General features: G+C 69.2%; 23 protein-coding genes. 13 read left to right on the top strand and 10 right to left on the bottom strand.

Annotated features, from left to right (window positions below):
• Positions 1-36 precede the first annotated feature (36 nt).
• Both WA670_RS20455 and WA670_RS20450 read left to right on the top strand, forming a co-directional pair.
• The gene (locus WA670_RS20455; protein WP_275294794.1) at positions 37-687 is read left to right on the top strand and encodes a TetR/AcrR family transcriptional regulator; all 651 of its coding nucleotides are present in this window, start codon (positions 37-39) and stop codon (positions 685-687) included.
• Between the two features lie 48 nt (positions 688-735).
• The gene (locus WA670_RS20450) at positions 736-1665 is read left to right on the top strand and encodes an alpha/beta hydrolase (RefSeq protein ID WP_043837252.1); all 930 of its coding nucleotides are present in this window, start codon (positions 736-738) and stop codon (positions 1663-1665) included.
• A 360-nt stretch (positions 1666-2025) separates the two neighbouring features.
• On the opposite strand, the gene WA670_RS20445 is transcribed toward WA670_RS20450, so the two are convergent.
• The 5 genes from WA670_RS20445 to tig form a co-directional block, all read right to left on the bottom strand.
• Entirely contained in the window at positions 2026-2421 is a 396-nt protein-coding gene (locus tag WA670_RS20445; RefSeq protein ID WP_235147034.1) for a hypothetical protein, read from the bottom strand.
• A 70-nt stretch (positions 2422-2491) separates the two neighbouring features.
• The gene (clpX, locus tag WA670_RS20440; protein WP_037813853.1) at positions 2492-3787 is read right to left on the bottom strand and encodes an ATP-dependent Clp protease ATP-binding subunit ClpX; all 1296 of its coding nucleotides are present in this window, start codon (positions 3785-3787) and stop codon (positions 2492-2494) included.
• 222 nt (positions 3788-4009) lie between these two features.
• Positions 4010-4663 (bottom strand): ATP-dependent Clp protease proteolytic subunit, encoded by a 654-nt coding sequence (locus WA670_RS20435; protein WP_009081146.1) that lies wholly within the window; start codon positions 4661-4663, stop codon positions 4010-4012.
• A 28-nt stretch (positions 4664-4691) separates the two neighbouring features.
• A complete protein-coding gene (locus tag WA670_RS20430) occupies positions 4692-5297 on the bottom strand; it encodes a ClpP family protease (RefSeq protein WP_037813861.1) in 606 nt (201 codons plus the stop codon).
• Between the two features lie 143 nt (positions 5298-5440).
• Complete coding sequence (gene tig / locus WA670_RS20425) at positions 5441-6823, bottom strand: trigger factor (RefSeq protein ID WP_037813864.1); 1383 nt, start codon at positions 6821-6823, stop codon at positions 5441-5443.
• Between the two features lie 163 nt (positions 6824-6986).
• On the opposite strand from tig, the gene WA670_RS20420 reads away from it, so the two are divergent.
• The 6 genes from WA670_RS20420 (at position 6987) to WA670_RS20395 (ending at position 15626) form a co-directional block, all read left to right on the top strand.
• Entirely contained in the window at positions 6987-7835 is an 849-nt protein-coding gene (locus WA670_RS20420; protein ID WP_336158552.1) for a fructosamine kinase family protein, read from the top strand.
• A 419-nt stretch (positions 7836-8254) separates the two neighbouring features.
• Positions 8255-9775: a sensor histidine kinase gene (locus WA670_RS20415; protein WP_336158551.1), complete on the top strand. Its 1521-nt coding sequence runs from the start codon at positions 8255-8257 to the stop codon at positions 9773-9775.
• A 39-nt stretch (positions 9776-9814) separates the two neighbouring features.
• Positions 9815-11632, top strand: a complete 1818-nt coding sequence (locus WA670_RS20410; protein ID WP_336158550.1) for a glycosyltransferase family 39 protein — start codon at positions 9815-9817, stop codon at positions 11630-11632.
• 103 nt (positions 11633-11735) lie between these two features.
• A complete protein-coding gene (locus tag WA670_RS20405) occupies positions 11736-13001 on the top strand; it encodes a bifunctional glycosyltransferase family 2/GtrA family protein (protein WP_037813871.1) in 1266 nt (421 codons plus the stop codon).
• Positions 12998-14836 carry an ArnT family glycosyltransferase gene (locus WA670_RS20400; protein ID WP_336158549.1) on the top strand — a complete coding sequence of 613 codons (1839 nt, stop codon included), beginning with the start codon at positions 12998-13000 and terminating at the stop codon, positions 14834-14836. The genes WA670_RS20405 and WA670_RS20400 overlap by 4 nt, the downstream gene beginning before the upstream one ends.
• Before the next feature lie 88 nt (positions 14837-14924).
• Entirely contained in the window at positions 14925-15626 is a 702-nt protein-coding gene (locus WA670_RS20395; RefSeq protein ID WP_336158548.1) for a PP2C family protein-serine/threonine phosphatase, read from the top strand.
• Here WA670_RS20395 and WA670_RS20390 read toward each other — a convergent pair.
• From WA670_RS20390 to WA670_RS20375, 4 genes are all read right to left on the bottom strand, one after another.
• A complete protein-coding gene (locus WA670_RS20390) occupies positions 15623-16108 on the bottom strand; it encodes a DUF2127 domain-containing protein (RefSeq protein ID WP_336158547.1) in 486 nt (161 codons plus the stop codon). The two genes, WA670_RS20395 and WA670_RS20390, sit on opposite strands and share 4 nt — an antisense overlap.
• 334 nt (positions 16109-16442) lie before the next feature.
• Positions 16443-16916, bottom strand: coding sequence for a hypothetical protein (locus tag WA670_RS20385; protein ID WP_134729668.1), 474 nt, complete (start codon positions 16914-16916; stop codon positions 16443-16445).
• 268 nt (positions 16917-17184) lie between these two features.
• Positions 17185-17415 (bottom strand): zinc finger protein, encoded by a 231-nt coding sequence (locus WA670_RS20380; RefSeq protein WP_336158546.1) that lies wholly within the window; start codon positions 17413-17415, stop codon positions 17185-17187.
• Between the two features lie 558 nt (positions 17416-17973).
• Positions 17974-18600, bottom strand: coding sequence for a maleylpyruvate isomerase family mycothiol-dependent enzyme (locus tag WA670_RS20375; protein WP_336158545.1), 627 nt, complete (start codon positions 18598-18600; stop codon positions 17974-17976).
• 534 nt (positions 18601-19134) lie between these two features.
• Between WA670_RS20375 and WA670_RS20370 the strand changes: the two genes are divergently transcribed.
• From WA670_RS20370 to WA670_RS20350, 5 genes are all read left to right on the top strand, one after another.
• Positions 19135-19422, top strand: coding sequence for a hypothetical protein (locus tag WA670_RS20370; protein ID WP_336158544.1), 288 nt, complete (start codon positions 19135-19137; stop codon positions 19420-19422).
• A 740-nt stretch (positions 19423-20162) separates the two neighbouring features.
• A complete protein-coding gene (locus WA670_RS20365; protein WP_043828224.1) occupies positions 20163-20429 on the top strand; it encodes a DUF397 domain-containing protein in 267 nt (88 codons plus the stop codon).
• Positions 20430-20569: 140 nt separating this feature from the next.
• The gene (locus WA670_RS20360) at positions 20570-21448 is read left to right on the top strand and encodes a helix-turn-helix domain-containing protein (RefSeq protein WP_336158543.1); all 879 of its coding nucleotides are present in this window, start codon (positions 20570-20572) and stop codon (positions 21446-21448) included.
• Positions 21449-21480: 32 nt separating this feature from the next.
• Complete coding sequence (locus tag WA670_RS20355) at positions 21481-22350, top strand: SAM-dependent methyltransferase (protein ID WP_336158542.1); 870 nt, start codon at positions 21481-21483, stop codon at positions 22348-22350.
• Positions 22351-22390: 40 nt separating this feature from the next.
• Complete coding sequence (locus tag WA670_RS20350) at positions 22391-22939, top strand: phosphoribosyltransferase family protein (RefSeq protein ID WP_037813891.1); 549 nt, start codon at positions 22391-22393, stop codon at positions 22937-22939.
• Here the strand turns inward: WA670_RS20350 and WA670_RS20345 are convergent, their stop codons facing one another.
• Positions 22940-23782, bottom strand: a complete 843-nt coding sequence (locus tag WA670_RS20345) for an NAD(P)H-binding protein (RefSeq protein WP_336158541.1) — start codon at positions 23780-23782, stop codon at positions 22940-22942. It lies immediately after the preceding gene.
• Between the last annotated feature and the right edge of the window lie 33 nt (positions 23783-23815).

The raw sequence follows: 23815 nt of genomic DNA, 5'->3' as shown, positions 1-23815 counted from the left end.
TCACCGGTATAACAGGGTTATGGAATACTGGCAAGCATGAGCGAGCGGACTCGGGGCGAACACGCGCGGACGCAACTGGTCGAGGCGGCGATCCGGCTGCTGGCCGACGGCGGCGCGGAAGCACTGCAGGCCCGCAAGCTGGCGGCCGAGATCGGCGCGTCCACCATGGCCGTCTACACGCACTTCGGCGGGATGTCCGCGCTCATCGAAGCCGTTGCGCGGGAAGGGTTCCGGCGGCTGATCGCGAACATGGCGACGGTCGAGCGCACCGACGACCCGGTCGCCGATCTGTACCAGCTGGCGCTCGCCTACCGCCGCACCGCGGTCGAGCACCCGGAGTTGTTCGCTCTCATGTTCCGCGAGGCGGGCGCGCACGGACAGCCGGTCGGCGAGCTGATGAAGGCCAAGGAGGACAGCGAGGCGGCGTCGTCATTCCGCGGCATGGTCGCCGCCGTCGGCCGCACCATCGACTCCGGACGGCTCCAAGGCGACCCGCTCACCGTCGCCGCACAGGTGTGGAGCGCGGTGCACGGCTATGTCACCCTCGAGTTGCTGGGCCACTTCGGCCGGGGCGACCACGGGGTGACCGAGGTGCTCGCGCCACTCTGCGTGACGCTGGTCGTCGGGCTCGGAGACCGCCCTGCCGCCGCCCGGGCGTCCGTGGGGCTGGTCACAACAACCGAGTGAAGATCTTCCGAAGGCAACGTTTCGTCCCTTCCTCACGTCTTACGCTATATGGGTGAGGGGGATCGGGTGACCGAGGAGACTGAGGGCCGAAGGCGGGTGAGCCGCCGGTCCATGCTGATCGCGGGCGCTTCGGGCCTCGGCATCGCCGGGCTCGCGGTGGGGAGCGCGACCGGCGTCGTGCCGTTCAACCAGGCCATGCAGCGGGCACTGGGCGTCACGTCGTCGACACCGGTGACGCAGCTGGGCAGCATGCGGGTGGAACGCGTCTATTCGCACGCTCGCGGCCGGGAAGTGGACCTCGTTTTCCTGCTGCCGAGCAAGAAGCCGCCGGCCGGTCTGCCGATGTCGCTGATGCTGCACGGCCTGCACGGTTCCGCCCGCTCCGCCGCGCCGAGCGGGCTGCTCAAGCAGCTGGGCAGCGACGTCGCCCGCAAAGCCGTGCCGGCGTACGGTTTCGTCGCGGTCGACGGCGGCGACAACTACTGGCACCAGGTCCGCCCTGGCGACGACCCGATGGCCATGCTGTTGGAAGAAGTCCCGCAATGGCTGCGCGCCCGCGGCTTCGGCGGCACGGACGGCCAGCCGTTCGCGTGCGCCGGAGTGTCGATGGGCGGTTTCGGAGCGCTCCTGTACGCCCGCCGCCGAGCCGAACGCCGCCAACCGCCCGCCGCGGTCGCCGCGATCGCTCCGGCGCTGATCACGTCGTGGCCGGAAATGGCGAAACGCCGCATTTTCACCGGGCTGAACGACTGGACGTCGCTGGATCCGCTGCGCCACCAGTCAGCGTTGCAGGGCATCCCGACGGCGGTTTACTGCGGCACGGAGGATCCGTTCATCACCGGAGTGCGGCGGTATATCGCGGAAACGCACCCGACGATCGGGTATACGGCGCACGGGAAGCACAGCGACACGTTCTTCCGGACGACGGTGCCGAGCATGGTGGGGTTCTTGGGGAAGCATCTGCGGCAGAAGGCGTGATCCTTCTCAGCGGAGAATCCCCAGTTCGAGGAACAGTTCCGGCGACACTGGCCCATACGCGACGTTCAGCGTGTCCAGCCGGTAGTGCCACTCCCCCGCGGCAGACACCGAACAAGCGGTAATTCCCCTGCCACCGCAGCCATTCCCCGCAGGCCAGGTGGTGCGCCGGAGGGCGACGCCAGCGGCGAGGATTCCCCGTGCGGCCTTGTTTCCAGCTTCACCCGCAGGCGATCGGGACCGCATTGCGGCGAGCCGCCTCCGCACCGCCGCGGGATTTCTTCGTCCACGAGGTGCACACCCACTGCACGACCGCATCCACCGCGCCATCCTCCACTGCGGAGGACGCCTACCGCGAGGGAATTACGAGACCCAGCGAGCCACGACCGACATCACCCAGAACCCCACCATCGCCGCCAGCGCCATCAGCAGCGACCACCGCAACTGTTGTGCCCGGGTCTCCGACGAGCGCAGGCGGCGCAGGAACAGCCACGACACCGCGAACAGCGGGATCGGCAGCAGCGGCAGCGCCGACAGCCGGGTGCCGACCGCCACCAGGCAGACCAGCGTGAACAGTGCGAGCATGATCTCGGACGCGCGGATCAGCCACGGGAAGCGCGTCAGCACGGACGCGGCGACCCGTTCGCTCAGCTCGACAATGCCGACCGGAGCGGCGGAAGGCTCGGTCTCGGCGGGTACCGCTTCGCCGGGGTCGGCAGTGTCGTCCCCCCGGGGTGCGGTCAGCGGCACGGTTGTCATCCTGTCCATTATCGCGCCCGCCGCCGACACCCGGACAGCCGACTCCTGCTAACGCCCGGCGGCCGCCGGGTCAGGCCGACTTCTCGCCGCGCTCGCTGCGGGTGCGGCGCGACGGCTGGCGAGCCACGATCGTGGGGTTGACGTTCTCCCGCACGGTCTGCTCGGTGATCACGACCTTCGCCACGTCCTCGCGGCTCGGGATGTCGTACATGACCGGCTGGAGGACTTCCTCCATGATCGCGCGCAGGCCGCGGGCGCCGGTGCCGCGGAGCACGGCCTGGTCGGCGATCGCCTCGAGCGCGGTCTTGGTGAACTCCAGCTCGACGTTGTCCATCTCGAAGAGCTTCTTGTACTGCTTCACCAGCGCGTTGCGGGGCTGCGTCAGGATCGAGACGAGCGATTCCTTGTCCAGGTGGTTCACCGTCGCCACGACCGGGAGCCGGCCGATGAACTCCGGGATCAGCCCGAACTTGATCAGGTCCTCCGGCATGGTGTCGGAGAACACGTCGCTGCCCTCGATCTCGGCCTTGGTGCGGATCTCCGCGCCGAACCCGAGGCCGCGCTTGCCGACCCGCTCGTTGATGATCTTTTCCAGCCCGGCGAACGCGCCCGCGACGATGAACAGCACGTTCGTGGTGTCGATCTGGATGAATTCCTGGTGCGGGTGCTTGCGCCCGCCCTGCGGCGGCACCGACGCGGTGGTGCCCTCGAGGATCTTCAGCAGCGCCTGCTGCACGCCCTCGCCGGACACGTCGCGGGTGATCGACGGGTTCTCGCTCTTGCGGGCGATCTTGTCGACCTCGTCGATGTAGATGATGCCGGTCTCGGCGCGCTTGACGTCGTAGTCGGCCGCCTGGATCAGCTTCAGCAGGATGTTCTCGACGTCCTCGCCGACGTAGCCCGCCTCGGTGAGCGCGGTGGCGTCGGCGATGGCGAACGGCACGTTCAGCAGCTTCGCCAGCGTCTGCGCGAGGTAGGTCTTGCCGCAGCCGGTGGGGCCGAGCATCAGGATGTTCGATTTGGCGAGCTCGACCGGCTCGTCCTTGGAGTCCTTCGGCCCGGACTTGTCGTCGGCCTGGATCCGCTTGTAGTGGTTGTACACCGCGACCGCGAGCGTCTTCTTCGCGTCGTCCTGGCCGATGATGTACTGCTCGAGGAACTCGTGGATGTCGGCGGGCTTCGGCAGCTCGTCGAGCTTCACGTCGCCGGCTTCGGCCAGCTCCTCTTCGATGATCTCGTTGCAGAGGTCGATGCACTCATCGCAGATGTAGACCCCTGGCCCGGCAATGAGCTTCTTCACCTGCTTCTGGCTCTTGCCGCAGAAAGAACACTTCAGCAGGTCGCCGCCGTCACCGATCCGTGCCATGGCCGTTGACCTCGTCCCCTCCGGTGCGCGGGGCGCACCTGCACTACTTCCTGGCGGCCCCGGGACTGCCAGGCGTTCCCGGGACCAACACGCATTGCCATCGACGGTACCCGTCCGAAGGCGCGGTCGGGAACACCCGACCCCTTCGGGCTCGTCGACGACCGACAGTAGACCAGCGGACCGGTGCGCGTCGCGGATTCGCCGCGCACCGGCCCGTCGCGGTCAGTTCGCCGAGGCCTTCCGGTACGGGAGCACCTCGTCGATCAGGCCGTAGGCCTTGGCCTCTTCGGCGGTGAGGATCTTGTCCCGCTCGATGTCGGCCTTGATCTCGTCCGGTTCCTTGTTCGTGTGCTTCGCCAGGATGACCTCCATCTGGCGGCGCACGCGCTGGATCTCGTTGGCCTGGATCTCCAGGTCCGAGACCTGCCCGTAGGTGCCCTCGGTGGCGGGCTGGTGGATCAGCACGCGCGCGTTCGGCAGCGCCATGCGCTTGCCCGGCGTGCCCGCCGCCAGCAGCACCGCGGCGGCCGAGGCGGCCTGGCCGAGGCACACGGTCGAGATGTCCGGGCGGATGTACTGCATGGTGTCGTAGATCGCCATCAGCGACGTGAACGACCCGCCCGGGCTGTTGATGTAGATGCTGATGTCGCGGTCCGGGTCCTCGTGCTCGAGGTGCAGCAGCTGGGCCATCACGTCGTTGGCCGACGCGTCGTCCACCTGCACGCCGAGGAAGATCGTCCGCTCCTCGTACAGCTTGTTGTACGGGTTGGACTCCTTCACGCCGTAGCTGGTGCGCTCGACGTAGGACGGGAGGATGTACCGCGACTGAGGAGTCTGCGGAGCCCGGAAGTCACCCGGGAGCCGGAAGTTGCTCATGATGCTCTCCTGTGTGGTGCTTCGGGGCTCAGTTGCTCGAGGTCAGGCCGCTGTCGCGGGTCAGCACGTGGTCGACGAAGCCGTAGTCCTTCGCCTCCTGCGCGGTGAACCAGCGGTCGCGGTCGCCGTCCTTGATGATCTGCTCGGTGGTCTGGCCGGTCTGCTCGGCGGTGATCTTCGCGAGCTCCTGCTTCCACTTGTTGAACAGGTCCGCCTGGATCGCGATGTCGGAGGCGGTGCCGCCGACGCCCGCGGACGGCTGGTGCATCAGGATGCGCGCGTGCGGGAGCGCGTAGCGCTTGCCGGGGGTGCCCGAGGAGAGCAGGAACTGCCCCATCGAGGCCGCCATGCCCATCGCGTAGGTCGCCACGTCCGGGCGGATCAGCTGCATGGTGTCGTAGATCGCGAACCCGGCGGTCACCGAGCCGCCCGGCGAGTTGATGTAGAACCGGATGTCCGATTCGGCGTCGTCCGCGTCGAGCAGCAGGAGCTGCGCGGTGAGCCGGTTGGCGACCTCGTCGTTGACCTCGGAGCCGAGAACGACGATGCGCTCCTGGAGCAACCGCTCGAACACCGAGTCGGTGAGGTTGAGCCCCGCGGTGCCGGTCCGCCCCTCGGGCATGTGCTGCTTCACGTCTGCCTGCCTTTTCACCGGCGGCGGGCCGGCCGGAGGGCCGCGCCGCCGCTGTCGTGTTCAGATGCTTGAGATCTTGCAACCGACCCTAACGAACTTGGGCGGTGCAGAATGCCTGACACCGCCCAAGTTCGCTCACAGCTTTACTCCGCGGGGGTCGCCGCCGCTTCTTCGGTGACCTGCGTCTCCTCGGCGGGGGCTTCCTCGTCCGCGCCGAACAGCTCGCTCAGGTCGACCTCGGACCCGGACGCGTCCTTCACCGTGGTGCCGCGCACGACGGAGGCGAGAGCCTTGCCGCGGCGGACGTCGGCGTAGATCGCGGTCAGCTGGCCGGACTGCTGGGCCCGCTGCACGTACTCGTCCGGGCTGACGCCGAAGCGCTGCGCCTGGTAGATGATCCGCTCGGTGAGCTCGCCGTCGTTGACCGACGTCTTCTCCTTGTCGGCGATGGTGTCCAGCAGCAGCTGCGTGCGGACGGCCTTCTCCGACTCCTCCTTGACCTCGGCGTTGAACTCGTCGAGGGTGCGGCCCTCGGCCTCGAGGGCCTTGGCGAACTGCGCCTCGTCGTGGTCGAACGGGTGAATCGCGTCGTGCTTGCGGTTCTCGATCTCGGCCTCGACGACCTTCTCCGGCAGCGGCACGTCGGTGCGCTCGAGGAGGATCTCGAGGACCTTGTCGCGCGCCTGGACGCCCTGCTGCATCGTCTTGACGCGGCCGAGCCGGGTGCGCAGGTCCTCGCGCAGCTCGTCGATCGTGTCGAACTCGCTCGCCAGCTGGGCGAACTCGTCGTCGGCCTCGGGCAGCTCGCGCTCCTTGACCGACTGCACGGTGACGGTGACCTCGGCGTCCTGGCCGGCGAACTCGCCCGCGACCAGCTTGGTGGTGAACACCTTGGTCTCGCCCGCGTTCGCGCCGACGATGGCCTCGTCGATGCCGTCCACGAGCTGGCCGGAGCCGATCTCGTAGGACAGGCCGGTGGTGGAGGCCTCTTCGACGGCCTTGCCGTCGACGCTGGCCGACAGGTCGATCGACACGAAGTCGCCGGTCTGGGCCGGGCGCTCGACGCCGGTCAGGGTGCCGAAGCGGGCGCGCAGCTCGTCGAGCTGCTCGGCGACCTCTTCGTCGGTGGTCTCGACGTCGTCGACGCTGATCTCGAGGCCGGCGAGGTCGGGCAGCTCGATCTCCGGCCGCACGTCGACCTCGGCGCTGAACTCCAGCACCTCGCGGTCCTCGAGCTTGGTCACCTCGAACTCGGGCTGGCCGAGCGTCCGGACCTCGCCCGCGCGGACGGCCTCGATGTACTTGGCCGGAATGGCCTCGTTGACGACCTCGTCGAGCACCGGCGCGCGGCCGATCCGGCTTTCCAGGACGCGAGCGGGGACCTTGCCGGGACGGAAACCGGGGACCCGCACCTGCTGGGCGATCTTCCGGTACGCGGCGTCGAAGTTCGGCTTGAGCTCGTCGAACGGCACCTCGACATTGATCTTCACTCGCGTCGGGCTGAGCTGCTCGACGGTGCTCTTCAAGGTCTTCTCCTCGAGCGGTAAACGATGGGGGCGGACAGTCCCTCGGGACCGCCCCGGTCACCTGCTGACCGGGATATCCGAGTCTAGGCCAGAGGGTTGACAAGACCGGCCGCGGGTCACCTGCCGCTCAGCGCGCTCCGATCCGCGCCCGTAGCGTCGGGACGTGGTTTCCGGTCAGCAGAACGAAGGTCCGGCCGCAGCGGCGGCGCGGCTCACCGGTTTGAACACGGACTCGCACGGCGCCTCGGGCACCCTCAGTGAGATCACCCTGACCGACGGCGCCCACCGCGTCGAAGCGGTAGTGAAACGCGGCCACGCCCCCGGCGCGACCCGAGCCGAAGCAGCCGGACTCCGCTGGCTCGCCGAAGCGGACGCGGTCCGGATCCCCCGGGTGCACGGCGCGGACGACACGTGGCTGGTGCTGGACCGAGTGGCGGAGAGCACGCCGTCACACGCGGAGGAGTTCGGCCGCAACCTCGCGCGCCTGCACGCAACCGGAGCCCCAGCCTTCGGCGCCCCACCCCCAGACGGCTTGACGGATGCCTGGATCGGCACCGCACCGATGCGCAACTCACCAGGCGATTCGTGGCCGGAATGGTACGCGGAAAACCGAATCCTCCCGTACGTCCGAATGGCCGCCGAGATCCTTGATACGGACGTCTTCGAACGAGCCTGCACCCGAATCCCGGCAATAGCTGGCCCACCAGAGCCTCCGGCCCGCCTGCACGGGGATCTGTGGAGCGGCAATGTCCTCTGGGACGCACACGGAGCAGTACTAATCGACCCAGCCGCACACGGCGGCCACCGGGAGACCGATCTAGCGATGCTGCACCTGTTCGGCTGCCCACAGTTAGAGCGAATCGTGGCCGCCTACAACGAGTTCGCACCACTGGCCGACGGCTATCGAGAACGAATCGCCCTGCACCAGCTCTTCCCACTCCTGGTGCACACAGTCCTGTTCGGACGCTCGTACGCCAACCAGGCAACCGCCGCCGCCCGCTCTCTGGGCTGACCTGCTGACTTCGCCGTCCGTGAGGACCGCTCCGCCCGCCGCCAGCCACCGGGATGCCGCCCCAATGCGGCATTGGGTGCGTCAGATGCACCGAATGCCACATTGGGTGCGTCCCACGCACCCAATGTGGCATTGGGGCGCTAGCCCCGCCCCAACCCAAACCGCACCGGTGCACCCAACGAGCGAGGCACCCAGCCCTCCCCCGCACCCCGATACGAAGCCTCCCTGCGGTTCGGGGGTGCTTGTCAAGGCATCTTTCCCGCCTTGACAAGCACCCCCGAACCGTCAGCACAATCAAGCTTCGGGGTGCCCCACGCCACCACTCAAAGCGATGTCGCCGCCAGGCGACGAGAAGCCCCCACAGCCCACTCACAGCGAGCACACATCGCCCCCACACCGACGAACCGCACCCTCAAGCCATGACCCCCCGCGCAAGGTTCGCCGCCGCCCGCCCGGCCCGGCAATCCCTGCGCACAAAACTGACCGTCTCCGTAGTAATCCTCCTCTCCCTTGTCTGCCTGACCATCGGCGTGATCAGCGAATTCGCCCTCCGCGCCTTCCTCATGACCCAAACCGACACCCAGCTCTCCGCAGCCACCGCCCGAGCCCTGGACTTCGCCACCCACCCCGGCCCGCCCGGCGGCGAACGCAACCCCCTCGACGCCCCAGGCCAAGGCGCAGGCACCGTCACCGCGCACTTTTCCCCAGACGGCACCAACGGCACCGGCGGCTGGCTCTCCCCCCACGGCCAACGCCTGACCCTCACCCCAGACGAACTAACAGCCCTGCAAGACCTCCCCACCAACGGCCGCCCCTACACCCGCACCATCGGCTCCCTAGGCGACTACCGCCTCACCGCGTTCCCAGTCCCCGACGGCGTAGTCATCACCGGCGTCCCTCTGGCCGCGATGCAACAAACCCTCCTGACCGTCGGCCTGATCCTCTTCGGCGTAGCCGCCGCCGGAGTAACCGGCGCAGCTTTCCTAGGCGCCTTCGCCGTCCGCCGAACCCTCCGCCCGCTGGAGCGCGTCGCGGAAACCGCCTCCCGAGTTTCCGAACTCCCCCTCGACCGAGGCGACGTCGACCTGTCCGTCCGAGTCCCCGCCGAAGACACCGACCCCCGCACCGAAGTCGGCCAGGTCGGCGCGGCGCTGAACCACATGCTCGGTCACATCTCCTCCGCCCTCGAAGCCCGGCACGCCAGCGAACTGCGCGTCCGCCGGTTCGTCGCCGACGCCAGTCACGAACTGCGCACGCCGCTCGCCGCGATCCGCGGGTACGCCGAACTCGCCGGGCGGTCCGGCAGCCACGCCCCGCCGGACGTCGCGCATTCGATGACCCGGATCGAGTCCGAAGCCGACCGCATGACGGCGCTCGTCGAAGACCTCCTCCTGCTCGCCCGCCTGGACGCGGGCCGCCCGCTGGACGTCGCCGAAGTCGACCTGACCCGCTTGGTCGCGGACGCGGTCGGCGACGCGCACGTGGCCGGTCCGCACCACGTCTGGCAGCTTGCGATGCCGGACGAACCGATCCTCGTCCTTGGCGATGTCCAACGGCTGCACCAGGTTCTGGCGAACCTGCTCGCGAACGCCCGCGTCCACACGCCGCCCGGCACCACGGTGGTCACCGCTCTCACGAGATCCGCGGACGGCAGCGCCATAGTGACCGTGACCGACGACGGCCCAGGCATCCCGCCGGAGTTGCAGCCAGCGGTCTTCGAACGCTTCGCGCGCGGGGATTCGTCACGGTCGCGGGCAGCCGGTTCGACCGGACTGGGCTTGGCGATCGCGTCGGCAGTGCTGACCGCGCACCACGGCACTATCGCGATGCGGAGCCGCCCCGGCCAGACGGAGTTCGCCGTGCGGCTGCCGATCGCGGTTCCGGCTCAGCGCACACCGCCCGTGGATGACCGCAAGTCCCACAGCGGGCACACAGGGTAGGCACATCGCGGCCCCAGGTCGTCCCGCGAGGCTGGCCGCATGACCGCAGTCGCGACCCATTCCGCCGTTCCCGCCGCGCCGGTACAGCGCTCCGAACCGAGATGGGTGCGCCCGGTCCTCGTGCTGCTGCTCGTCGCCACGGCCGCGCTGTATCTGTGGGATCTCAGCGCTTCCGGCTGGGCCAACGCGTTCTACTCCGCCGCCGCGCAAGCCGGATCGCAGAGTTGGAAGGCGTTGTTCTTCGGCTCCACCGACGCGGCCAACGGCATCACCGTGGACAAGACGCCAGCCGCGCTCTGGGTGATGAGCCTGTCCGCACGGCTGTTCGGCGTGACCGCGTGGAGCATCCTGGTGCCGCAAGCGTTAATGGGTGTCGGCTCCACGTGGCTGCTGTACGCGACTGTGCGGCGCACTTCCGGCGCGGCTGCGGGATTGCTCGCTGGCGCGGTACTCACCCTCACCCCGGCTGCGGCGCTGATTTTCCGCTTCAACAACCCAGACGCGTTGCTGGTGCTATTGCTGATCGCCGCTGCTTACTGCACCGTGCGGGCAATCGAGAAAGCCAGCCCTCGATGGCTCGTTTTCGCTGGCGTGGCAATCGGATTCGGTTTCCTCGCCAAGATGTTGCAAGCTTTCCTCGTCCTGCCAGCCTTCGCCCTCGCGTACCTCGTCGCCGCACCGATCGCCCTCGGCAAGCGTCTGCTGCATCTGCTCGCCGGACTGGGCGCGGTCGTGGTTTCGGCAGGCTGGTATCTCGCCGTCGTGGCGTTGTGGCCGGCCGCGGACCGGCCGTACATCGGCGGGTCGCAGAACAACAGCCTGCTCGAACTCACCTTGGGCTACAACGGTTTCGGCCGCATCACCGGGGACGAGACCGGCAGCGTCGGCGGAAGTCCGGGCGGCGGTTGGGGCAGCACCGGGCTGTTCCGATTGTTCGGCAGCGAGATGGCAGGCGGTATCGCGTGGCTGCTGCCCGCCGCGGTGCTCGGGCTCGGCGCTGGTCTCTGGTTCACCCGTTACGCGCCGCGCACCGACCGCAGTCGCGCTTCGCTGGTGCTCTGGGGCGGTTGGCTGATCGTGACCGCCGCGGTGTTCAGCTTCATGGGCGGGATCATCCACCCCTACTACACCGTCGCGCTCGCCCCGGCGATCGCCGCGCTCGTCGGGACCGCTGTCGTCCAGCTGTGGCGGATCCGCGGCAATCCGACCGCGGTCGGGCTTTTGAGCGGCGGTGTCGCGCTGACGACGGTAACGAGTTACCTGCTGTTGGACGGCTCTTGGCAACCGTGGCTTGCCCCGACCGTGCTCGTTCTCGGGCTTTTGGCCGCTATCGCCCTGTTTTTCGTTCAGCACTTCGGCCGGATCGCCGCGGTGCTGGGATTGGTCGTGCTGCTCACCGGAACCGGCGCGTACAGCCTCGCCACCGCGGCGACTCCGCACAGCGGCGCGATTCCTTCTGCCGGACCGAATACCCGGCAAATGTTCGGCGGAGGCGGAGGCGGACTCCTCGGCACCACCCTGCCCGGCGCGAATCTGACGGCACTGCTGCGGCAATCCGGCGACCACCGGTGGGCCGCGGCGACCGTCGGGTCCAACAACGCCGCCGGATACCAGCTCGGCAGCGGCGAACCCGTGCTCGCGGTGGGCGGATTCAACGGCACCGACCCGTATCCGACGCTCGCGCAGTTCGAGCAGTACGTCCGGCAAGGCCAGATCCGCTACTTCCTCGGCGACGGCATGACGATGCGCAGGTCCGGCAGCGGAAGCGACGCGGCCGCCCGGATCGTCCAGTGGGTGGCAGAGAACTACCGAATGACCACAGTGGACGGTGTCACCGTCTATGACCTGACTGCCTGATTCCGTGCCGTGCGGCCAAGATCACCCGAGCGGGCGTACGTCGCACAGCGCAGGCACAGGAACACCACAACGTGGCCAAAGCCCGGCGGACGACGGTGAACTCATGAACGCCACCGCCCCCTCCCGCAGCGGCGCCCCGCGGCCCGGGACGACTCCGGTCGGCCTCGGCGGCCCGCATCCCGTGCTCGACGTCGTCATCCCGGTCTACAACGAGGAAGCCGACCTCGAACCGTGCATCCGCAGACTGCGGGCGCACCTCGCCGAACGCGCCGGCTATCCGTACCGGATCACCGTCGCGGACAACGCGAGCACCGACAAAACCCTTGCCGTAGCCGAAGAACTGGCCCGCGAGTTCCCTGAAGTCGAAGTGCACCACCTCGACGAGAAGGGCCGCGGCCGCGCACTGCAAGCCGTCTGGTCCGCCTCGGACGCCGCCGTGCTGGCCTACATGGACGTGGACCTGTCCACCGACCTCGCCGCGCTGGACCCGCTCGTCGCCCCGCTGCTGTCCGGACATTCGGACGTCGCGATCGGCAGCCGCCTCGCCCGCGGCGCCCGGGTGGTCCGCGGGCCGAAGCGAGAGTTCATCTCCCGCTGCTACAACCTGATCCTCCGCGGCACGCTCGCGGCGAGATTCTCCGACGCACAATGCGGGTTCAAGGCGATCCGCGCCGACGTCGCCCGTGCGCTGCTCCCCCACGTCCGCGACACCGGCTGGTTCTTCGACACCGAACTGCTCGTGCTCGCCCAGCGCGCCGGGCTGCGGATCCACGAGGTGCCGGTGGACTGGGTCGACGACCCGGACTCGTCGGTCGACCTCATCGCGACCGCCACCGCAGACCTCAAAGGCATCGCCAGGGTCACCCGCGCGACCCTCACCGGCGAGATCCCCGTGCACCGGCTGCGCGAACAGCTCGGCCGCGAACCGATCGGCGTGGAGGCCCCCGGAGTGTCCCCGAGCCTGGTCAAACAACTCGTGCGGTTCGCCGCGGTCGGCGTCGCCAGCACCGTCGCGTACCTGCTGCTTTTCCTGCTGCTGCGGACCATGGTCGGCGCGCAGGCGGCCAACTTCACCGCGCTGCTCGTCACCGCGATCGCGAACACCGCGGTGAACCGGCGGGTGACGTTCGGCGTCCGCGGCCGGGCCGGAGCCGGGCGGCACCAGTTCGAGGGGCTCATCGTGTTCGGCCTCGGACTGGCGCTGACCAGCGGTTCCCTCGCCCTGCTCAACCACACCACCCATCCCGGGCTCGTCCTGGAGACGACCGTGCTCGTGCTGGCGAACCTCGCCGCCACGGTGCTGCGTTTCCTGCTGCTGCGGGGCTGGGTCTTCAATCCGCGCCGTACCGCTACCGAGGAGTCGTCTTGAGCACTGTCCTGTCCGCCCGGCCTGCCGTCCCGGACGCGCCGGACCGCGCGAAGCCTCGCTGGGTCCGCCCGTCGGTGTTCGGCCTCCTGGCGCTCACCGCTGTCCTGTACTTCTGGGATTTGACCGCTTCCGGGTTCGGCAACTCGTTCTACGCCGCGGCCGTGCAATCGGGCACGCAGAGCATGAAGGCGTGGCTGTTCGGCTCTCTGGATGCCGGGAACGTGATCACTGTCGACAAACCGCCTGCCGCGTTGTGGGTCGGGACGGCTTTCGCTCGTATCTTCGGGTTCTCGAGCTTCACCGTGCTCGCTCCGCAGGCGCTGATGGGCGTCGGGTCGGTCGGGTTGCTCTACCTGACTGTCCGCCGGGTTTCCGGGCCGCTGCCGGGATTGCTGGCCGGGGCGATGCTCGCGCTGACGCCGGTCGCCGCACTGATGTTCCGCTTCAACAACCCGGACGCGCTGCTCACGCTGCTGCTGATCGCGGGTGCGTACTGCACGGTGCGAGCGGTCGAGAAAGCCAGTCCTCGGTGGCTCGTTTTCGCTGGCGTGGCAATCGGTTTCGGGTTCCTGACGAAGATGATGCAGGCGTTCCTCGTACTGCCCGCGTTCGCGCTGGCTTATCTGATCGCCGCGCCGACCGGGCTCGGGAAACGGTTGCTGCACTTGGTTTACGCAGGGATCGCGGTAATCGTGTCGGCGGGCTGGTTCGTGGCGCTGGTGGAGCTCTGGCCTGCGGCTTCGCGGCCGTACATCGGCGGGTCGACCGGGAACAGCCTGCTGGAGCTGGCGCTCGGGTACAACGGGCTCGGCCGGATCTTCGGCGGGCAGGGCAACGGCGGCGGCATGGGCGGGATGGGCGGCGGCCAGGGCGGCGGGAACACCGCGTTCGGCGGCAGCTCCGGTCTCGGGCGGATGTTCGGCGCGAGCTTCGGCACGGAGGTCTCGTGGCTGCTGCCGGCCGCGCTGATCGGCCTGGCGGCCGGGCTGTGGTTCACCCGGCGGGCCGCGCGCACCGACCGGACCCGGGCGTCGCTGCTGGTCTGGGGCGGGTGGCTGCTGGTGACCGGGCTGGTGTTCAGCTTCATGAGCGGCACCGTGCACCCGTACTACGCGGTGCAGCTCGCGCCCGCGATCGCCGCGCTGGTCGCGATTTCCGGGCACGCGCTGTGGCGCGGCCGGGCGCACCCCGCGCCGCGGACGGTGCTGGGCGGGATGATCGCGGCGACCGCGGTGTGGGACTTCATCCTGCTCGACCGGACGCCGGACTGGGTGCCCGCGCTGCGCTGGGTGATCGTGGTGCTGGGGTTGCTCGTGAGCACCATCGTGGTGGTCGGGGTGCCGCGGACGCGGACCGTCTTGGTCGGCCTGGCGGCGGCGATCGTCCTGACGCTCGGGGTCGGCACCGCCGGGTACGCCGCGGAGACGGTTTCCTTGCCGCACAGCGGTTCTATCCCGACTTCGGGTCCTCGGAGCAGCGGAATGGGCGGCGGTTTCGGCGGCGGGATGGACGAGGCCAACGGTTCCGTCGGCCAACTGCTGGGCGGCACGACGACGAAGTGGGCCGCCGCGACGACCGGATCGCAGTCGGCGGCGAGCCTGGAGCTCGCGAGCGGCAAGTCGGTGATGGGCATCGGCGGCTGGGACGGCAGCGATCCGGCCCCGACGCTGGAGCAGTTCAAGCAGTACGTCGCGGCGGGCGAAGTGGCGTACTACGTGGACGGCGGCCGGGGCGGCGGTCCCGGCGGCGGGTCGAACGACATCTCCGAGTGGGTGGCCGCGAACTTCACCGCGACCACGGTCGGTGGCGAAACTGTCTACCAGCTCACCCGGTAAGTCGGGAAATCCTCAGCCTCCTCCCAGGAACGAGGCGCATTCTGGAAAGCACGGAGAGTCATCCGCCGCGAACGTCCGGGAGGTCACGATGGCCGCATACCCACGCTGGCACACCGCGAGCGAGCAGGGCCCGCGCGAGCGCAATGCCGACGCGGTGAGCGCCTACGCGGCCGCTGGGGCGCGCGGAATCACCTTCGCACTCGCCGACGGCGTCGGGGACGACCCCGGCGCCGGGCGAGCCGCCCAGGTCGCCGCCGCGGCTGCCGCACGGACTCCCGTCGAGGCCGGTCCGGTCAAGGCGGTTTTGGCCGCCCAGCAAGCAGTTCACCGGCTGGGCGGCACTGGCGACGCAGTCCTCGTGGTGGCGATGCCGTTCGCCGGCGGATACCGGATCGCGTGGGTCGGCGACGCGCGAGCGTATGCGTGGGACGGGTCGATGATCCACAAGCTGACGCGGGACCACACGATGGCGGAGTACTTCCGCTCGCGGCACCAGCCGTACTCGCCGCGGATGGAGCATCTGGTCACCACGAGCGTCCGCACGACGAAGCCCGAGGAGATCGGCACGACGGAGACGGCGAGCGGCGGCCTCCTGCTCACCAGCGACGGCGTGCACAAGGTCCTCACGCCAGCCACGATCGACGAAATCCTCGCCGACCCGGCCCGCGGCGCCTCAGCGCTGGTCGCCACCGCCATCGCCCTGGGCGGCCGAGACAACGCGACGGCGCTGTTCGTGGAAGCCCCCGACGTGGCCGCACTGGTCACGGAGAGGCTGCACACCGCCGCCTAAGCGCGCTCGCGCATGAGGGCCCGGTACTCGCGGTAGACGAGCACGATGATCACCGCGTCGAGGGCCGCGAAGAACGGCAGCGCGATGGAGTGCGTTTCGAAGGCGCGGTAAATCTCGTACACGACGAACGCCGCGAGCACGAGCATCGCGACCGGATAGGCGCGGATCCACTTGCGCGCGAGCGCCCACACGAGGGCGAGCTTGAGCAACCCGTGCGCCAGCAGGTAGATCACGGCGAACGTCTTGGTCCCCCCTCCGGCGAAATGCTCGGCAGCGGTTTCCAGATGCCGTGCCAGCGTGCCGGAGGGGTCGCCCAGCAGATCGCGGGTGATGACCGCGTTGACGAACCCCGTGACGACCGTCGCGGGGATGAACGCCAGGATCAGCGCCCCGATCAGCTGAAGGCCCCCGTCGAGGCCCTTCAGCGTGATCGCGATCTTGAACAGCCGCTCGGTGGAACGGGTGGAGGTCTCCTCGCTCATCGGTACAGGAAACCGGAAAACCCCGGGACATGCTGGGTTGACGGCCTGGTTTCGCGCGGGTGATCCGGTTTGCGTGCCCTGCTTTGACCGCTGGCCGGGGTATTCCGGTTCGTGCCCTGCTTCCGCCGCAGGCCGGGCTGTTCCGCGCCCCGATTCGGCCGCTGGCCGGGTTGCTCCGGTCCGTGCCCTGCTTCCGCCGCAGGCCGGGCTGTTCCGCGCCCCGATTCGGCCGCTGGCCGGGTTGCTCCGGTCCGTGCCCTGCTTCCGCCGCTGGCCGGGCTGTTCCGGCTCGCGCCCGCCGTGGCTCACCGGTTCCGCTGCGGTTGCGCCCCCTTCACTCGCGAAGCATGGCCGCACCGCCCTTGCTCTGGCAGTCCGCGCAGCGCGTATACCGTTTCGTGTGATCGTGCGGATCCTGCCCGAACACCGGATAACACGCGGCCCCGCACAACCCGAGATACACCGGCCCGCACCGCAGCGGACGCCGCCCGACCTGATGCGCCAGCCGAGCCGCGTTCTCCGGCGCACCCGCCTGCGGCAGCCAGCCGTGCGCGGGCAGGCTCGCCAGGACGATCTCGTTGAGGTGATCGGCCCGCCGGATCAGGGCCCGCCCGAGGTCGAGAAGGCGCTCGCCGAGATCCCGCACCGCGTCCGGTCGCGGATATCGTTCGTCGAGCGCACGGGTCAGGAACCCGAGATCCAACGCCAGGGTGGCTTGGAGGTCCCGAATCCAGGTAACCAACTCGGGGCCGGTGAGCCCTACTGCTGACGTGCGCTGCTCGGGCAGTCTGCTCCAGTGGCCGGTCATGCGCTGTCCCCAGCGAATGCCAGGCCGCCTCGTGCTCCCACTCGGTTGGATGCCCCTCGCGGTGCTGCTGCCGCGGCAGGCAACCCACATGCCGGTGCCATTCCCCAACGCGTTGCCAGCCCCGCCGCCGATGCCAGCTGTGGCGCCACCGCCTCGGGCCGTGGCGGCACCAACCGCGAGGTCCGTGTCCAGCGCTCCAGGGCAGCTTCTTCTCCCGCCAAATCCGGCCCCGCCGCGAACCGCACGCGCAAGACCGGCATCGACCTGTTCACACCAGGCACCGTTCTTCACTCGCGTGGGCCTGTCCCTCCTGGCGGAGCCATTCCTCCGCGCAGTCAGGGCACGTCGGATCGAACCAGTGGCCGCCGAGCTGTGGCACGTCGCTCCGGGCGACCGTGACTTCAGCTCCGCACAGTGCGGTGAACGTTTCCCCGGGTCGCGGCGCGAACGGCCCGTCCAGTGCGTGCCGTTTTCCTTCCGCCTGCTGCCATCTGAACACCGGACTCCTCCCCTTGTGGTGCTTGGAGTCCTATTTCCGATGTCGCCGCCGCGTAACGCAAGCCCCCGTTCCGGGTGATCATCGGAGCCGGGATTTCCCCTTGGCCACAAGGACTTTCCCCACACGCCGGGGAGCGAGCGCGGGTTACCGCCGGGTTAGGTGTCACCAGATGGTGACACCCCCGGGGAGAGCGGACGCCGCCGCGAGCGTTACGGCGCCCGTGCTGCTTCAGCGATGCGAGGCGCGGCAGCAGTCACGGGCACCGCGAGAGGGAAGGCGGCGAGCGTCCGCGCGGGCATCACCTCGCTTTCCGGAGTGCGGTCGCCGCTATGACTGCTGTCGCCAAGCGCATACGCAACCCCCGCGCGCGGGTTGTCACACGACCGTGGCGCGAATTGCCAGGATGCGGGCGCGATCACGACACGGATGGTGGGGTCGATCAGGGTGCCGGGAGCCGCGTCTGGGCCAGGGCCGTAGCGCAAGGCGGCACAGCAGCGGAGTCTGATCGGCAGGACGGACGAGGCCTGGTGGTCATGCAGCGTGGGTACGCCAGCCGGATCAAGCCACGGTGGTGCGGCTGATCAGCACGTCGAGACCCGGGCCGCTCAGATCGTCCGCCGCCGCGCGACGGCCCGCCAGCGTGAGCAGCAAAGCTTCCGCCGGGCCGCGGACTTCGACGCCCGTCCCGGACGTCCAGTCCAGGTCGGTCGCGACCGCGCGCAGACCGGTCAGTCGGCGCGACACCCCGATCGGCGGAGCGCGCAGCGACAGGTCCAGCGCCCGGCGCAACCGCGCCGCCGGGATCGTCCTCGGCTGCCCGAGCGGGCGGCGGATGTCCTGTTGATGGATCAAACCGTCGAGAAACCCGATCATCCCGCCAAATTTTCCCAGGAGCCGTCCCGGCTGCGGGTGTCGACGCATGACGCCGATCAACTCCTCCGGCGCGCGCACCCGGTATTCGGCGAGGCCGATTTCGTTGGCTCGGCTCAGCGACAGCCTCGCGCGGGCGAGCCGCTGCGTCAGCTGGCGTCCGCTCAGTTCGTCGTAGCTCACGACGTGCGCGACGACCGAGCGAACGTTCCAGCCCGCGCACAGTGTCGGCTGGTCCCACTGCTCTGGCGTGAGCGTCTCGAGGAAGTCCGCGAAGTCGGCGCGTTCCTCGCGAGCCAGGGTCCGTACGTCCATGCCCTCCCCCATCTGCGACGGACACTCACCGTAGCAGCGCACCCGTCGCGTTCGCCGGGTTGATCAAGGCGGCGAACCCCAAAGTGGACCTCGGGCCACATTCATCCGATCGGGTCGAATATGTGCGGACAGATAACACCTGGAATAGTCCGGCAGATCGCGAATACCCGTTCCGCAAACACCACGAACGGCGGCTTCGGCGAAGAATTTCCCGCCCCGGGTTAGCGCGATCGGCGACGGGCATGCAAAGATGGCATCACCGCAGGCAGGAGGGGTTAAAAGGGTGGAATATTCCATACCCGGGACGCCCGCCGCGGCCGCCGGAACCAGTTCCCCTCGGGGGCGGGCTGGGAACTGTGTTCCGGCGCTTTTCCGGCGGAGAAGAAAGGAAGCGCAATGACCGTTCCTGGCGCGGAAAATGCAGGCCAGGCATGCCGTCGGACAGAAAAACCGGACAGCCGCGACGACAGACCGTATGCCGTCGCCGTGAGTCAACGCCCCGGCCGGGTGACCGTGACGTTTCATGAACCGGGCATGCCCCAGCCAGCCCCGGTCGTACCGTCGCCGCGGCCGACTACGAGACCGGCCTACCCGTCGTGGAAGACCGCGCGGACGGCGGTCGAACTGGCCGCGCAGCGGGACGGCGGGACTCAGCCGTGGCAGCTGATCGCGCTCCTGCTGGTGCTGCTCGCCGGGGCGACCGCGATCGTCTTCGCGACTGCTGGCGTCCTGGCCGGGCTGGCCACCGCGAGCGGAGTCGCCCTCGTCCACGTCGCCGGCGCCGTGCTGCACAAGCGGCACACCGCGAACCGGGGCACCTGACCACCCTCGAAGCGGACGCCGGCGGCGGCTCAGGGCCGCCCGCGTTCTGCGCTCCCGGTGCCCGGTCGGGCAGGGCCGGGCACCGGGAGACGAGGTTGCCGTTCCGGGATTGACTCTGGGGTCGCGCCGAGTACTGGCGACGGGTGACAGCTGACGGCTCGGCAGCCGAGATCGCTGCCGCTTCGGGATTACGCGAGTTCGGCTCGCACGGGCACGGCTGCTCGACGCGGCTCCGCCCGGCTCGACGGTTGCCCGCCCCACGCTCTCGATCGCCCGCCTGGCTTGGCCCGATCCCTCGACACTGAGCGGCCAACATTGCCCCTTCGGCCTTCCGCTCCCACACGACCGGGCCGCAGAGTCCGACCCCACGATCCCGGTCCAGCAGGCCGCCCCAAGACAACCGCGCGCAGTGGCGCAAACACGACTCCGCCGAACAGCTCAGCCCCTCAACCGCCCCCGACTGTCATCAACTGCAGACACCCAACCCCCTCCACCCCGCAAAAAACCACGAAAAAAGCACCCGCCACCCCACCTCAACAACGAAATCCACAACACCAGCCCGAAATTGCACGTGCGAAAGCACCACCCAATGCACGAGAAGTGTCCATTCAGGTGAAATCCCCGCCGCACACCGCGCCATTGATCCACCAGGCCACTACCCTCAGGAATATTCCGAACACATTCCGTACTTCGCGGAATATTCCATTCACTCATCGAAAACGAGAAAACGAGGGGTTGCAGTGGACGCCTACGACCCGCACGAGCACGAGCAGCACCCGACCCACGCCCCGGCGGCCGGGCCCGCGGCGCGCTTCCCGGACCACGCCTGGCGGAAACCCGCTGCTTGCGGGCCTAATTCCGGCAACTGCGTCGAAGTGAACCTGGCCGAGCACGGGCTGGTCGGGGTGCGGGACAGCAAGATCGGCGACTCTCCCGTCCTGGTCTTCGACCGGGGCGAGTGGGCGCGGTTCGTCGAGGCCGTGCGGCGCGGGGAATTCGACGGCTGACCAGGCACGACAACGCAGCTCTGCCGAAAACGCCGGGAACCTTGCGAAAAAGGCGCCGACCCGGAGTATTGCCCGCCGGGTCGGCGCATTATCATCGGAGGTTCTCACATCGGCCCCTGGACGAAATGACGGAGCCCCTGGTGACCACCCCGATCCGGCAGCCCCCGCCGTCTCTGCGGACCCAGCGTTCCCGGCTGGGGTCCCGGATCCTCAAGTGGCGCACCGCTCGCGGGCTGACCCAGGTCGACCTCGCCGACGGGATCGGCTGCAAGCAGCCCAAGATCCAGAAGATCGAGTCCGGCAAGGCGGGCACCCGGCCCGACGACCTCGAGCGGATCATCGAGGTACTGGCCGTCCCGCCCGCCGAGGCCGATCAGCTGCGGGAGCTCAACCAGGCCAACGATCCGTCCGCGCGGCGTGCCGAGCGGAGGATGATCACGCCGCAGTGGTTCCGCGAGATCCTCGAACGCGAGCAGGCGGCGGCGGAAATCCTCAGCTGGACCGGGAATCGCATCCCGGGACTGCTCCAATCGGAGTATTACATGCTCGCGCAGTTCCAGGCCAGCCGCCAGGAGCGGGTCACCGACCGGGTCGCCGAACGCAAGGCGCGGCAACGGCTTTTCGACGCCTGCCCTGCTCCGCGGACGATCTTCATGCTGGAGTACAGCTGCATCGAGAAACTCGTCTACGGCACCAAGGCCAGCATCGCCACCGATCAGCTCGAGCACATGATCCGGATCGTCGAGACGCATCCCTTCGCCGAGGTCCGGATCCTCCCGCGCGACGCGGCCGCCTACCCGGACGAGGACTTCACCATCCTCCGCTTCGGCCATCCCGACCTGCCCGATTTCGCTTACCAGGAAAGCAAAGTCAAGCTCATCACCGTGCCGCAGGGCCAGGACGAGTTCGCCTCCTACGAGGAGTCGTGGGAAGCCCAGCTCGCCGCCACCCTGTCGCGCGACCAGTCCCTGCAGTACCTGAAGGAATGGGCGAGCCGCTGCGCGACGCCCGTCCGCTGACCCGCAGTCCCGAACGAAAGGAACAGCCACCGGTGGCCGACGAACCCTTCCCGCCTCCCGGGGTCGACCTCGACCACCCGAGCGTCGCGCGGGTGTACGACTACTACCTCGGCGGCACCACGAACTGGACGATCGACCGGGAGTTCGCCGACGAGGTGATCCGCGAGTTCCCGCTGATCCGCCCCATCGCGAAGGCCAACCGGCTGTTCCTGCACCGGCTCGTGCGCCACCTCGTCAAAAAGGGCGTGCGGCAGTTCGTCGACATCGGCTCCGGCGTGCCGACCATGGGCCACGCGCACCAGGTCGCCGACGAACTCGCGCCGGGCGAGAGCCACGTCTGCTACGTCGACTACGAACCGGTCGCCGTCGCGCATTCGGAAACCCTGCTGCGCGAGGCGGGCGACCTCGACCGGCACGCGGTGATCCACGCCGACATGCGCGACCCGGAACGGCTGTGGGAGCAGATCGCGGCGACCGGCGTGATCGACGTCGAGAAACCGCTCGCGCTGCTGCTGATCGCGGTGCTGCACGTCCAGCAGCCGCCCGCCGAGGACAGCGGCGGCACCGAGGACCTCGGGCCGTCCATCGTCGCGCGCTACCGCGATCTGCTCGCCCCGGGCTCGTTCCTCGGCATCTCGCACATCACCGACCAGGGCGTTCCCCCCGACGTGGACGCCGGGCTGGTCGAGCTGAAGCAGCTGTACGACCGGTCGAGCAGCCCGGTGATCTGGCGTTCGCGCGAGGAGATCCAGGCACTGTTCGGGTCTTTCGAGATGCTCGAACCGGGGCTCACCTGGACGCCGTCGTGGCATCCGGAGGAGTCCGGCGAGGGCGCGCCGCAGGTGGAGTTCGAGACGCCGGCGCATTCGGTGATCCTGGCCGGAGCGGCGCGCAAGCCGTAATTCGCTCGCTTCGGGCAGATGCCGCTGCGACCATCGACGCATGCGCACGAGCACTGTGGCGGACCGGATCCGCGAAGCCACCGTCTTGCTCGGGGACGGGCCGGACCGCCACCGCTTCCCCGACCCGACGGGGTGGTGGCGTGCGCCCGGACTGCTGCGCGAACTGGGTCCGGCGCTCGCCGCGCTGTTCGCCGACGAGCAGCCGAATGTCGTGCTGGGCCCCGAATCCCGCGGGTGCCTGCTGGGTCCGCTGGTCGCGGTGGAATTCGGCGCGGGCTTCGTCGAGGTGCGCAAGAACCGGTACCCGACCTGCGATTCGGACCGGTGGTTCCAGCGCACCTCCCCGCCGGATTACCAGGACCGGCACCTGCGGCTCGGCTTCCGCCGCAGTCTGCTCCAAGCGGGCGACCGTGCGCTGTTCGTGGACGACTGGATCGACACCGGCGGCCAAGCCTTCGCCGCACAAGCCCTGGTCGCCGACGCCGGGGCGACGTGGATCGGCGTCGCCGTGGTCGTCGACGGGCTGCGTCGCCACGAGCCCCGCCGGCAACTCCGCGTGCGCTCCCTCCTGCACTCGCGCGACTTCTGATCACCGGAACGCGTCGACGCTGCGGCTCGCCCAGGAAGCGAACGAGGTCGCCGGACGGCCGAGCACCTTCTCGACATCGGGGCTGCTGCGGAGCTCCTCCGGAAGCGGCTGGCCCAGGATGTCGAGCGTGCCGTCGGCGACCGGTTCCGGCATCTGCTGCACCATCTGCTCGCGTGCCTGCGCACGGTCAAGCTCGACGAATTCCAGCGGCTCGCCGAGGGCCGCGCCGAGGATCTCCGCACGCTGTCGCGGGCTCGTCGCTTCCGGTCCGGTAAGGACATAAGTCTGTCCGGCATGACCTCCCCCGGTCAGCGCGGCCGCGGCGACTTCGGCGATGTCGAGCGGGTCCACGGCCGGGAGCGCGACGTCGCCGAACGGCGAGAAAACCTTGCACTGGGCCCGAATCGTCGGGATCCACGCGAAGGTGTTGGTGGTGAACCCGCCGGGGCGAAGGACTGTCCACTCCAGACCGGAAGACCGGACAGCCTCTTCCAACGCGGCGAGCGGCGCGTGCGAAACCGCGTCCGGCCGAGTTCCCGCGGCCTGCGACGACTGCAGGACGACCCGCGAGACGCCAGCGTCGGCGGCCGCCCGCAGGACAGCTTGCCCATCGACGTGCGCGCCCGCGCCGGAGACCAGCAGATACAGCGCGTCCGCGCCCTTCAGCGCAGGGACCAGGCTGCCCGCGTCCGCCAGGTCCGCGACTATCGGGGTCACGCCGGGCCGCGACAGCGGCGGGGACGTCACGCCGCGGGAAACGGCGGTCACGGCGTGTCCGGCTTCGGTCAGAGACTCGACCAGCAGGCGGCCGACGTTGCCCGTGGCGCCGGTGACGACGATCATGACTTGCTCCTCAGCTAGGGGTCGAAAGCGACA

The sequence above is a fragment of the Amycolatopsis sp. VC5-11 genome (genome assembly GCF_037034185.1).
In the GTDB taxonomy this organism is placed as follows: Bacteria; Actinomycetota; Actinomycetes; order Mycobacteriales; family Pseudonocardiaceae; genus Amycolatopsis; species Amycolatopsis nivea.
Note: the sequence above shows the minus strand (reverse complement) of the source record. Positions and strands in the feature narration are given on the sequence as shown.

Bases quoted from the DNA above. Each gene is read 5' to 3' on its own strand.
- WA670_RS20455 (WP_275294794.1), top strand. From the start codon at position 37: ATGAGCGAGCGGACTCGGGGCGAACACGCGCGGACGCAACTGGTCGAG.
- WA670_RS20450 (WP_043837252.1), top strand. From the start codon at position 736: ATGGGTGAGGGGGATCGGGTGACCGAGGAGACTGAGGGCCGAAGGCGG.
- WA670_RS20445 (WP_235147034.1), bottom strand. From the start codon at position 2,421: ATGACAACCGTGCCGCTGACCGCACCCCGGGGGGACGACACTGCCGAC.
- clpX (WP_037813853.1), bottom strand. From the start codon at position 3,787: ATGGCACGGATCGGTGACGGCGGCGACCTGCTGAAGTGTTCTTTCTGC.
- WA670_RS20435 (WP_009081146.1), bottom strand. From the start codon at position 4,663: ATGAGCAACTTCCGGCTCCCGGGTGACTTCCGGGCTCCGCAGACTCCT.
- WA670_RS20415 (WP_336158551.1), top strand. From the start codon at position 8,255: ATGACCCCCCGCGCAAGGTTCGCCGCCGCCCGCCCGGCCCGGCAATCC.
- WA670_RS20410 (WP_336158550.1), top strand. From the start codon at position 9,815: ATGACCGCAGTCGCGACCCATTCCGCCGTTCCCGCCGCGCCGGTACAG.
- WA670_RS20405 (WP_037813871.1), top strand. From the start codon at position 11,736: ATGAACGCCACCGCCCCCTCCCGCAGCGGCGCCCCGCGGCCCGGGACG.
- WA670_RS20395 (WP_336158548.1), top strand. From the start codon at position 14,925: ATGGCCGCATACCCACGCTGGCACACCGCGAGCGAGCAGGGCCCGCGC.
- WA670_RS20390 (WP_336158547.1), bottom strand. From the start codon at position 16,108: ATGAGCGAGGAGACCTCCACCCGTTCCACCGAGCGGCTGTTCAAGATC.
- WA670_RS20385 (WP_134729668.1), bottom strand. From the start codon at position 16,916: ATGACCGGCCACTGGAGCAGACTGCCCGAGCAGCGCACGTCAGCAGTA.
- WA670_RS20375 (WP_336158545.1), bottom strand. From the start codon at position 18,600: ATGGACGTACGGACCCTGGCTCGCGAGGAACGCGCCGACTTCGCGGAC.
- WA670_RS20370 (WP_336158544.1), top strand. From the start codon at position 19,135: ATGCCCCAGCCAGCCCCGGTCGTACCGTCGCCGCGGCCGACTACGAGA.
- WA670_RS20350 (WP_037813891.1), top strand. From the start codon at position 22,391: ATGCGCACGAGCACTGTGGCGGACCGGATCCGCGAAGCCACCGTCTTG.
- WA670_RS20345 (WP_336158541.1), bottom strand. From the start codon at position 23,782: ATGATCGTCGTCACCGGCGCCACGGGCAACGTCGGCCGCCTGCTGGTC.